We start from the raw sequence: 11790 nt of genomic DNA, 5'->3' as shown, positions 1-11790 counted from the left end.
GCCAGGCCAGACGCCTGGCTCCGTCCCTGCGCTCACGCCTCCCCGACGCGAGCAAAAGTGCCTATTTGTATCGATCCAATTTCAGAGTCGAAAAAAGCCCAGCCGAGCGCTTCAGCACTCAGCTACCCAAAGGTGAAAACGAAGGCGGCGTGTTCTTCGCCGTGCTACCCCATGCCGGATCGGCAGAAGACTGCAACGTAAAAATCAGCTGGCCGCCATGCGCAGAAAAATCGGCAGGCAGCCACGGTTGTCCGCGCGTCGCACCATCCAGTGACAAGGCATGCACATAGCGATTTTCGCTGGATGCACCTGGCGCATCGATCGTGACATCACCGCCAGTGCGATGAATCACAGCGTGCGGAAACAACGGACTGCTGATCACCAGTTCTGCACGCCCTGGAATTTCCGGGTACAGGCCAAGCGCCGACCAGACGTACCAGGAAGACATCTCACCCAGATCGTCGTTACCCGGAATGCCATCGGGCGTATTCTTCCAATAACGATCCAGCACGGTTCGCACTGTGTCCTGCGTCTTGTAGGGCTGACCGGCGAAATCATAGAGCCACGGCGTTTCCACCGAGGGCTCGTTATTCAATTCTGCATGCAGCGGACCCGCGTTGGTCACCGCCCAGCTTCCATCTTTGTTATGGAAGAAGCGATCCAGCCGCGCGACAGCCTGCTTGTTACCGCCCATCTGCGCAAACAGGCCGTGCACGTCGAATGGCACCATCCACACATAGACAGCAGCACTGCCTTCGACGAAGCCATCGTCCGAGTCTGGCGAAAACTTCGGCCAACTGCCGTCGGCGTTGCGATTCTGGATATAGCCTTCCTGCGGCGTCGCCTTGGGATTGAACACATCGCGCCAATAACCGGAGCGCTCCAGGAAGCGCTTGGTGTTGTCACTGTCACCCACATCCGTTGCCAGCTGGGATAACGCAAAATCGGCAGTTGCATCTTCCAGCGTTTCCGCTGCTCCACCCCAGGAATGCGAAGTCGTTGCGATGTAATGCAGAGTCAGCCACTGATCGAGCGATGGGCGCTCACCCACGCACTCGACATTGCAACCATCGTCGGAAAGATCATGCGCAGTTGGCACGGTGGCCGATTTGAGCATGGAGGCATAAGCGCCGCGCAGATCGAAACCGCGCCCGCCAAAGGCATAGATATCGGCAAGCGCTGGCACAGCGGGATCACCGCTCATCACATGAGTACCGCCGCTGTTGTGTGTCCAGCGATCCCATTCACCCTGATTTTGTTTCGCCTGGTTGTACAGCGATTGCGCGATGTCGCTGCCGCGCTTGGGCATCAGCCAAGTGACCAACTGCAATTCGGAGCGATACACATCCCAGCCAGAAAAATTGGCGTACTGCGCATCCTGACCAGCTTCGACGCGATGAGCCTTCTGGTCGAAGCCCCAATATTCGCCATTCACATCGCTGAAGACATTCGGATGCAGTAGCGAGTGATAGAGCGCGGTATAGAACACACTGTGCTGATCCGGCGTGCCGCCCTTAATCTCAATCTGTGACAGTGCCTTGTTCCACGCGTCGTGCGCGTTGTCGCGCACTTGGGCAAGCGTCGTTCCGGAAGGAATCTCGGCGTCCAAGTTGGCACGCGCATTATCCAGACTGACGTAGGAAATGCCGACCCGCACCAGCACCGGCCCCTTGGACGGATCCAAACCCAGCCACGCACCCGATCCCTTCCCTGCCTGCGGAAAGCCTTTGGCGTCGTAGCCCGTGCCACCTTGTGCGGTCTGCGCGCCCGGTTTCACAGCATCGTTTTGCCAGGCGCCGATGGTCACGAAAGGGCGATCGAAATGCGCCACGAAGTAAAGCGTGTAATAGCTGTGCTGATCAGCCTTCGCGAGATAACCGCAGAAGTTGCCGCTAGTGACAGAGCCGCTCACCGTCTGCTTGGCCTGATCGATCTTCACGCTGGCATCACTGCTACCCACTTCCGAATCGGAAGTGCGTATGAGTAAATTGGCAGGCGATCCGCCTGGAAATGCAAAGCTCGCCATACCACTGCGTGTTGCCGCAGCCAATTCCACCGCCACGCCGTTGGCAAGCTTCACCCGATAATCGCCAGCGGTCGCCTGTTCGTCGGCATGGGTGAAGTCCGACGCATAGCGCTCGTCCTTGCCATCCAGCGAAGGCGATGTGGTGATCGCCGACGTTACAGGCATAATTGGAATATCCCCGCTTGCACCCGCGCATCCTGCGCCTGAAAGGTGCGTCAGGCTGAAACCGCGAATGCGCTTTGCATCGAACTGATAACCGCTGGGTGAAGCCGTGCGCGTGTGCTTGCCGCGCGTGTTCTCCGAGCTCCATTGCAGCATGCCGAATGGCACAACCGCGCCAGGGAAGGTATCGCCGCCGTTGCTGCTGCCGATCAACGGATTGACGGCATCGGCCGGCGTAGCATCCTGCGGTGGCGTAACCGCGTACGCCAACATCGACATGGAAACGCAAAAGAGCGCGAGATACAGCTTGAATTTGAGCCCGTTGTACCGCTGCGAAACGTCCATTCGATCCGCCACCTTGATGGGATATAAAGGCTAAAACCCTTATTTCAATCGATCTAAATTTTGTGGCAAAAAAAAGATGCCGCGCCAGTGGCCAACATCGCCACAAGCCGGACATCCATTTCCCCGGGCGGACTCTACTGCGTGCGGAAAGCAAAATCTTGCTGCAATGCAAAATTCCGTCGAATTCAAAGGGATGTATTTGCGTTTAGAAGTCCAAAAAACTCAAAACGGGCCAACTTCTCAGCCATATCCCTGCTCGATATCGATGAAACGTGATCGAGCTGGTAGGACGCCCCGAACAACCACCATTCGATACTGCCTTCGATCAACCGGTACACAAATGCTGTACGCAAATCCTCACCCGCACCGGCCGGCAACATGCCCGTCGCTACTGCCTGCTCGATATTGACATGCAAGGCGTTAAACAGCGCGTTGCGCGTTTCGACGATGGCTTGATCGATCTGCGTGTCGGCGCCCTTCAGCCTGCTAAGCAGGATTGCCATGAAATAACGATTGCGATCCGCGAAATCGAGCAACTGCAATAGCCATCGCTCAGTGTTGGTCAGCATGTCCTCTACCGACACAGCATGCGGCCGATAACCATGCCGGATCACTTCCAGCATCTGCTCGCGCCCCCGGGTAATGATTTCCAGCGCCACCTCGAGCTTGCTCGGGAAGTGCCAGTAGAACGTAGCCTGGGTGACGCCGCTGGCACGCACGATATCGGCAATTTTCGCCGAGTGGTAACCATGCACCGCAAACAATTTTGCGCTGTTGCGAAGCAGTGTTTCCTTCATCGCACTGCATCCTTCGCGCTCGCCACCTGCTCGCTCCATTTGCGCATATGTCATCGGTTTGCTCACGCTTGGGCGTCCCTGTCGTTCTTGAATAGGCAGCCATTCTCGCCGCCTACACCCTCGAGTGACCGTTCAAGTACGCATATACACATGCCATTTGGTCAGAAGCCTTTGCCCGGCAGTGGTTTAGATTAACTAGAACCTGCCCCGCATCCATCGCGGCGAATGAGGGATCCAAAATGAACTGTTGTTGCGGCTGACAGCCGGTTTGCCGGCATCGCCTTATTAACTAATCAGTTAGTCGTTATCGGCGGCTGAACACCCTGGACTGACGTTATCCCCTGATGAGAGCCGGGATTGGGTGACGTTGTGTCTCAAAAACACGGGATCCCGGCCTGCGCCGGGACGACGAATGAACCCTTTCGCCCTTCCGCATACCCGCTATCGGGATTAACGCCATGAAACACTTACCGACCCGTTCGCCGCTTTTGCTTCCGCTGCTTATTGCCGTTGCGTTGCATGTTCAAATCGCCGCAGCCCAGGACAGCAACACCACCGATCAGACGTCGCCGCAAGCCACCCAGTTGGAAAAGGTGCAAGTGACCGGATCGCTGATCCCCAGCACTGACAAGGTCGGCTACAACCAGGTGCAGACCATCACAGCAGCCGACATTCAAGCCAGCGGCGCAACGACGGTCGACGAATTCCTACGCAGTACTGCCGTGGATTCCGCCAACAGTTGGGGCGATAACTTCGATTACGGCGCCACCGGCGGCTCCGGTATCGCGCTACGCGGGCTCAGCGAGAAATACACACTGGTGCTGGTGGATGGGCAACGCGTTGCGCCGTTTGCATTTCCTTCCAACGGTACGGATAGCTTTGTCGACCTGAACTCGATTCCACTCAATATGGTGGAGCGCATCGAGATCGTAAAAACCGGCGCCGTATCCGAATATGGTTCGGATGCGATCGGCGGGGTGGTGAACATCATTACCAAAAAGCAGTTCCAGGGACTGCAGGTCAGCGGTGGCTTCGGCAATGCCACGCAAGGTGGCGCGGCAACCAAGCGCTTCAGCGTGCTGGGTGGTGCTGGCGACCTGGATCGGGATCGCTACAACATCACGTTTGGCGCGGATTACTTTCATCAGAACGGTTTCACTCTGGCGGACCGCTCCAATACGGCCGGTCAGGATTACAGCAATCGCCCGTTCGGCGTAGACAGCCGCGGTGCGAGTTACTGGGAGCCGGGCGGCGTCGGCAATCCGGGCGCAGCGTTGACTACGTGCCCTTATGGCGGACAAACCGTGTCTGCCAGCAACCTGCTGAACGGGCCATCGAGCGGCCAGGCCTGCGCTGCGTCAACCGCGAATGGCTATACGGTATTGCCAGACCAGGAACGCGCGAATGCCAAGATCCATGCGACGTTCAAGCTGGATGACCATACGCAGGCCTTTGTCGATCTATGGGGCAGCCGCACTACAACCACTATTTTCCAGGGCTACAACAGCATCAACGATGGCACTGAAGCCTATGATCCGCTCAATGGCGGCCTGACTCAGGTGTCCAACCTGGTACCTGCCAGCAATCCCTATAACCCGTACAAGGCTGCAACGCCACTTACGTATGCCTTCCTTGTACAGCCGCAGGAAACACGCGCGGTGTCGAATTTCTTCCGTCTGTCGACCGGCATCAACGGCGTACTGGATACGCGCGCACTGGGTGACTGGGCGTGGTCGGCTTCAGTAGGCCATTCGCAAGACCGCGTCAGCAATACAGTCACCGGACTGCTGAATGTGGCGGCCGTGCAAAACATCGTCGATAACGGCAGCTTCGATTTCGCCAACCCATCCGCGACGCCCAACGGCCTGGACGGTCTGTATGGCCGCGACCAGAATCGCGCGATATCGAAGCTGGATACGTTGGATCTTACCGCGTACAACGACAGTCTCTACAGCCTTCCTGCAGGTGACATCGGTCTTGGACTTGGCGCGCAATTCCGGCATGAAAGCGACCTGATCGAGGCCTATCCGAATCAGGCCGATGGCCTGGTGATTCCCTTCAACTTGCAATCGGTCGATGGCCAGCGCAACGTTGCAGCGGCCTACTATCAGCTGGAAGTGCCGATCACGCGCACGCTGAGTTTCAGTCAGTCTGGACGTTACGATCATTACAGCGATTTTGGCCAGGCGTTTTCGCCCCGCTTTGCGCTGCGCTTCCAACCTGCCTCCTGGATCACGGCGTATGCGTCGTATTCACGCGGTTTCCGTGCACCGACCTTGGCGGAGAATTCGCAATCGACCACTTCCGGCATCCAGGAAGCGATCGATCCCTACAGCCCTACCTACAATCCTGCCAATCCGCAAAGCCTCACCTACGCTGTACTCACACGCGGCAATCCAGATCTGAAGCCCGAGCGTACGCAGAATTACAACGCCGGTTTCGAGCTTTCACCGGATGCCAACACGGGCATAGGCTTGGACTGGTACAAGATCGTGGTCAACAACGCGATCGGCACCGGCAATATGCAGGCGCTGGTCGACACCAACAATCCTTCCGTGGTGGTGCGTAATGCCAACGGCACGATTGCCTACGTCAATATCGACTACGAAAACCTCAACAAGGTGAGCACCGATGGCTTCGAGTTGACGTTCAATCGCAGCCAGCCCACTTCGGTCGGCACTTTCAGCCTCAATGGCGATTGGGCTTACGTGTGGCATTTCACTCAGAACAGCGGTGGCGAGGCCGTCGACTTTGCCGGCAACGACGGCGCGCTGAATACGCCCTACGGCGCGAGCTTCCCGCGCTGGAAAGGCAATCTGGCGCTGGGCTGGAGTTTGGGCGACGTGCATTCCACGCTTAGCTACCAGTACATCGGTCCCTATCAGTTGGCACTGGAATCGGCGCCGGGACACGTATCGTCGTACAGTCAGTTCAATCTCAACGTCAGCTACACGGGCTTCAAGCGATGGACGCTGTATGCCACAGTAAAGAACCTGTTGAACCGGGCGCCGCCGTTCGATCCGATGTGGCTGGCTTATCCGACGGCTACGCCTTACGACCCGTCGCTGTATAACGATGAGGGACGTTATGTGGAAGTGGGCGCTACGTATCGGTTTCTTTGAGTAACGTAAGTGCAAATCTTGCCTCACCGTCATCCCGGCGAAGGCCGGGATCCATTAACACTATCTCCGAAAGTGACAATACCGCTGTTGAACACTTTTCGCGTTGTATTGCAGATGGATCCCGGCCTTCGCCGGGATGACGGTGAGGTACTACAGAGGTCTGTGCACAATGAGGCGTCAAGCCTTGGTACCAGGCAAGCCGTCTCGTTTAGCTGGAAAAAGAACAACAACATGCTCAGGATGATCCACCCTACCCTCCATCGATACGCGAGCATTCTGCTTGGCTTTGCCCTGGCTCTATCCGCATGGCCTGCACACGCAGACACCCCGCCAGGCATCCTGGTGGTGGTGCAGGCCATGGATGACCTGGTGAGTCTCGATCCAGCGGAAGGTTTCGAGCTGTCCAGCGAACAGTTGTTTGGCAGTATTTATCAGCGGCTGGTGCAGGCGGATCCGGATGATCCCAGCGTGCTCAAACCGGTGCTTGCGGCAAGTTGGGTGGTGGGTAGCGATGACCGCAGCGTCACCTTCACGCTACGGCCTAACGCCACGTTCGCCAACGGTGACCCGGTCACCGCCGATGATGTCATTTACTCGTTGTCGCGTGCCGTAAAACTCAATCGGTCGCCGGCCTTCATTCTCAACGAACTGGGCTGGAATGCAGACAATGTCGACGCCAGCCTGATTGCGGTCGACGCGCAGCATGTACGCATCAGCTGGCCCGCGTCGGTCAGCACAAATTTTGCGCTGCACATTCTTACCACCACGGTCGCTTCCATCGTGGACAAGCGCGATGTGCTCGCCCACCAGCAGAATGACGACCAGGGTAACCGCTGGCTGAGAGCCCACTCTTCCGGCAGCGGCCCTTTCAGCATCCGACGCTATGTGCCGCGCGAAGCGCTGGTACTGGATGCCAATCCGCGTTCGCCCGGCGGTGGACCCCGCATCAAAACGTTGATCATCCGAAACATCGCGGACGCAGCGACGCGCCGTCTGCTGCTTGAAGTGGGTGATGCCGATATCGCACGCGATCTTGGTCCCGACCAATTCACCGCGTTGAAGGGCAAGCCCGGCATCCGCATCGCGCAGTTCCCGTCGGCGACAGTGTGCTATCTATTGTTCAACACGACGGACACATCCAACCCTGCCCTCGCTAATCCGGCGTTATGGGAAGCAGCACGCTGGTTGGTCGATTATCACGGCTTGGCTGAGGGTTTGCTGCAAGGGCAGTTCAGCGTGCATCAGGCCTTTCTGGCCGATGGTTTTCCGGGTGCGCTGGATGACACGCCCTATCATTTTGACCCTGCGCGGGCCAGAGCGATACTGGCCAAAGCCGGTCTGGATCATGGCATCGACATCACCCTGGACGTGTTCAACGAGGAACCATTTATCGATATCGCGCAATCCCTGCAGTCGAGTTTCGCGCAGGCCGGCGTGCGTCTGCATCTGCGTATCGAAGCAGGCGCGCAAGTGTACACGCGCCTGCGTGCACGCACCTATCAGGCCGCGTGGCTGTACTGGATACCCGATTACTTCGACGCGCACTCCACGGCCAGCGCGTTTGCCTCCAATCCGGACAACGGCAGCCATACGTTGGCGTGGCGTGCCGGTTGGTCGATGCCCACGCTGACGGCAGAAACGCAAAAAGCAGTGATGATCAGCGATCCAGCCGAACGCGTGCGTCTTTACCAGGACATCCAGCGCCAGGTGCAACGTGAATCGCCGTTCGTGATCTCCCTGCAGGAGCGCAGCCAGCTCGCCATGCGCAGCAATGTGCAGGGCTATCGCCAGGGGCTGGATGCGGACATGGTCTATTACGATCAGGTCACCAAGTAACCGATGGCTGCGCATTCGTTGTTCAACACGTCGTCAGGCATCGCGGCGCCTTTGCGTGCGATCCGCAACAGCCTGCTGAGTCTGACATTGACCTTGGCCGGCCTGCTGGCGATCACGTTTGTGATGTCTGCCTTTTCGCCCATCGACCCTGCCCTGCAACAGGTTGGCGATCACGCCAGCGCTGCAACCTATGCGCAAGCCCGGCATGCGCTGGACCTGGATGCACCGTTGCCCGAACGGTTCGGACATTATCTGGTCCGGCTGGGTCACGGCGATCTTGGTCTTTCCACGGCCACCGGCCAGCCAGTGGCAGCAGAATTGCGCGAGGTGTTTCCCGCGACCTTCGAGCTTTCCACGCTTGCGTTGCTGATCAGTGCAATAACCGGTATCGGCCTTGCCCTGCTCAGCGCGCGCTGGCCGGGCGGATGGGTCGACAGTGTGATCCGCGTGATTTCACTGATCGGTTCATCAGTGCCGATTTTCTGGCTGGGATTGGTCTCGCTGGCACTGTTTTATGCGCACTGGCATTGGGCTGGCGGACCAGGCCGACTCGACGATGCTTACGAATACACCATAGATATGCCCACCGGCCTGGTGTTGATCGATAGTTGGCGCAGCGGCATGCCTGGCGCTTTCGACAGCGCGATCAAGCACATGCTATTGCCGGCGCTGTTGCTGGCCAGTTACGTGCTTGGCAGCATCGCGCGCCTCACACGCACATCACTGCTCGGCGAGTTGCATCAGGAATACGTCACACTGGCGCGAGCCAAGGGCGCCGGTCAATCATGGATTTTGGTACACCATGTGCTGCCCAACTGCATGGGCCCGATGCTGACAGTGATTGCGTTGGCGTATACCAGCCTGCTGCAAGGCGCGGTGTTGACCGAAACCGTATTCGCCCGGCCCGGCATTGGACGCTATCTGACCAATGCGTTGTTTTACGGTGACGTGCCGGCCATTCTCGGCGCAACGCTGGTGCTAGGCGTCGCCTTTATCTTGATCAACGGGATCACCGACATGCTGGTCCGCTTGCTGGATCCTCGCTTGCGATGAACCTTAGCGCGAATACATCTTTCCTCCTTCATATCGGCCCGCGACTCAAGCGAGGCTTGCGCTCGCCCGCTGCGACGCTTGGCGCAGCTGTCTTGCTCTTGTTGATTCTGATCGCCCTGTTTGCACCGTGGCTCGCACCCAAGGATCCGCTGCAGCAAGATATTGCCCTGCGTTTACGTCCACCCGGCCCCGGACATTGGTTGGGCACGGATGCGCTGGGTCGCGATCTCCTTTCCCGCTTGATCTATGGCTCACGCGCCACGCTCGGGATTGCTGCGCTGGTGATGATGGCTGCCGCGCCAGTGGGCCTGTTGATCGGGATCGTCGCCGGTTACGCCGGTGGCTGGGTGGAACGCGTGCTGATGCGCTTTACGGACATCGTGCTGGCCTTCCCGCAACTCGTACTCGCGCTGGCTTTCGCCGGATTGCTTGGCGCTGGCGCGTTCAACGGCGCACTGGCTGTTGCACTGACCCTCTGGCCCAGTTATGCACGCCAAGCGCGCGCGGAAACGCTGGCCATGCGCGACAGCGACTACCTTGCCGCCGCACGCATGCTTGGCATCCGCGGCGGCCGGCTGTTGTGGGGACACGTGCTACCGATGTGCCTGCCTTTCGTCTACGTACGCCTGGCGCTTGATATGGCGGCGACCATACTTTCGCTTTCCAGCCTCGGCTTTCTCGGCCTCGGCGTGCAACCACCGACGCCGGAATGGGGCGCCATGGTGGCCGATGGCAGCAAGGTGATTTTCGATCAATGGTGGGTGGCCGCCGTCCCAGGCGCGGCGATCCTGATCGTCTGCATTGCGTTCAACCTGCTGGCCGATGGCCTGCGCGATCTGGGAGACCCGCGGCATGGCTGAGCGTCCACTATTGCGTGTGGAACAACTCGAAGTGTTGCATCGTCGCGGCAACGCAGCACCGTTGGCGGGTCCACTTTCCTTTGAGATCGAATCAGGTGCCACTGGCTTGGTGGGCGAATCCGGTTCCGGCAAATCGTTGACCGCGCGCGCGCTGATGAACCTGTTGCCGCCCAATCTGCAGGCGCACAGCAAGGAAATGCGTTTTGACGGGTGCGAGCTTTCCACCCTGGATGACCGTGAATGGCAGGCATTGCGTGGTGCAAGTATCGCCATGGTCATGCAGGATCCACGGCACGCGCTCAATCCACGACTGACCATCGGCGAGCAGATTGGCGAAGCGTTGCGCCTGCATACCCGACTGAACCGTAGTGAGCGCCTTGAGCGTGTGCTGGACAGCATGAACGAAGTCGGCTTGCCGCAGCCAAGCCAACTGATCAAACACTATCCGCATCAATTGTCCGGCGGCATGGGGCAGCGCGTGATGCTGGCGATCGCCTTGGTCAATCGCCCGCGATTGCTGATTGCCGATGAACCCACTTCTGCGTTGGACGCCAGCCTGCGCGATCAGGTGCTCGACTTGATGATGGCGCTGGCTGATGTGCACAAGATGAGTCTGCTGTTGATCAGCCACGACCTTCCACTGGTAGCGCGCCATTGCCGGCAGGTGCTGGTGATGTATCGCGGTCAACTGGTGGACCGATGCTCCACTGGCGCACTGCATGAATCCGCCTCGCCGTATACGCGCGCGCTGTGGAATTGCCGTCCCGATGGACATACCTACGGACAAATGCTGCCAGTGTTCCGTCCCGAATCGTTGGAGACAAACCCGTCATGAGCGCCATCGTGTGCGAAGCGCTCAGCGCCGGTTTCGATACGCGCAGAAGGGGCGCCACGCAAGTGCTTGCGTCCGTGCATCTGCAGGTGACACCCGGCGAAACCTTTGGCCTGATCGGTCCGTCCGGCTGCGGCAAATCCACCCTGCTGCGTATTCTGGCTGGACTGCACTCGCAGTGGAACGGCAAGGTTTCGGTGTTCGGCCATGCGCTGCAACCCGAGCGCTATCCACACGACACGATGCGCAGTCTGGTACAGATGGTGTTTCAGGATCCCTACGCGTCTCTGCATCCACGTCATACCGTCGGCCGCGCTTTGCTCGAACCACTGAAGATCAATCGCGTCCCCGAACCTTTAAAGCGGATGCGCCAGGCGCTGGATGATGTCGGCTTACCGCCGGGTATCGAGCAGCGTTATCCCAACCAGATGTCAGGCGGGCAACGGCAGCGTGTCGCCATTGCGCGCGCCTTGCTATTGCAACCGACATTGCTGCTGTTGGATGAGCCAACCTCGGCACTGGATGTCTCGGTGCAGGCCGAAATTCTGAATCTGCTCAACCAGCTCAAGGCGCGTTACGGCATGACCATGCTGCTGGTCAGTCACGATGCCGGCGTCGTGGCGCATATGTGCGACCGCGCTGCCGTGATGCGGGCTGGCTCGATCCAACGGATACTGACGCGCACCGAGCTGACTGATTTGCAATGAGGCAAAACCGTGTCACCCGCATTGAATAAATGCGAGTAAGCGTGGATAGG

Annotated in this window: 8 protein-coding genes; 6 read left to right on the top strand and 2 right to left on the bottom strand. The window is 58.7% G+C overall.

The features are described from left to right. Nucleotides 1-118: 118 nt before the first annotated feature. The gene (locus ISN74_RS09380) at nucleotides 119-2533 is read right to left on the bottom strand and encodes a GH92 family glycosyl hydrolase (protein ID WP_188799071.1); all 2415 of its coding nucleotides are present in this window, start codon (nucleotides 2531-2533) and stop codon (nucleotides 119-121) included. Between the two features lie 185 nt (nucleotides 2534-2718). Then, nucleotides 2719-3396, bottom strand: a complete 678-nt coding sequence (locus ISN74_RS09375) for a TetR/AcrR family transcriptional regulator (protein ID WP_188799070.1) — start codon at nucleotides 3394-3396, stop codon at nucleotides 2719-2721. Between the two features lie 392 nt (nucleotides 3397-3788). Between ISN74_RS09375 and ISN74_RS09370 the strand changes: the two genes are divergently transcribed. The 6 genes from ISN74_RS09370 to ISN74_RS09345 all read left to right on the top strand — a co-directional run bounded on the left by ISN74_RS09370 (nucleotide 3789) and on the right by ISN74_RS09345 (nucleotide 11740). Beyond that, nucleotides 3789-6452, top strand: a complete 2664-nt coding sequence (locus ISN74_RS09370) for a TonB-dependent receptor (RefSeq protein WP_188799069.1) — start codon at nucleotides 3789-3791, stop codon at nucleotides 6450-6452. 231 nt (nucleotides 6453-6683) lie between these two features. Beyond that, nucleotides 6684-8288 (top strand): ABC transporter substrate-binding protein, encoded by a 1605-nt coding sequence (locus ISN74_RS09365; protein WP_203546734.1) that lies wholly within the window; start codon nucleotides 6684-6686, stop codon nucleotides 8286-8288. 3 nt (nucleotides 8289-8291) lie between these two features. Beyond that, nucleotides 8292-9341 (top strand): ABC transporter permease, encoded by a 1050-nt coding sequence (locus tag ISN74_RS09360; protein WP_188799068.1) that lies wholly within the window; start codon nucleotides 8292-8294, stop codon nucleotides 9339-9341. Then, nucleotides 9338-10201 (top strand): ABC transporter permease, encoded by an 864-nt coding sequence (locus tag ISN74_RS09355; RefSeq protein ID WP_188799067.1) that lies wholly within the window; start codon nucleotides 9338-9340, stop codon nucleotides 10199-10201. The genes ISN74_RS09360 and ISN74_RS09355 overlap by 4 nt, the downstream gene beginning before the upstream one ends. Further along, the gene (locus ISN74_RS09350) at nucleotides 10194-11036 is read left to right on the top strand and encodes an ABC transporter ATP-binding protein (RefSeq protein WP_188799066.1); all 843 of its coding nucleotides are present in this window, start codon (nucleotides 10194-10196) and stop codon (nucleotides 11034-11036) included. The genes ISN74_RS09355 and ISN74_RS09350 overlap by 8 nt, the downstream gene beginning before the upstream one ends. Further along, nucleotides 11033-11740 carry an ABC transporter ATP-binding protein gene (locus tag ISN74_RS09345; protein ID WP_188799065.1) on the top strand — a complete coding sequence of 236 codons (708 nt, stop codon included), beginning with the start codon at nucleotides 11033-11035 and terminating at the stop codon, nucleotides 11738-11740. Before ISN74_RS09350 ends, ISN74_RS09345 begins: the two co-directional genes overlap by 4 nt. Nucleotides 11741-11790 lie beyond the last annotated feature (50 nt).

Source organism: Dyella caseinilytica (genome assembly GCF_016865235.1).
GTDB classification, from domain to species: domain Bacteria; phylum Pseudomonadota; class Gammaproteobacteria; order Xanthomonadales; family Rhodanobacteraceae; genus Dyella_B; species Dyella_B caseinilytica.
Note: the sequence above shows the minus strand (reverse complement) of the source record. Positions and strands in the feature narration are given on the sequence as shown.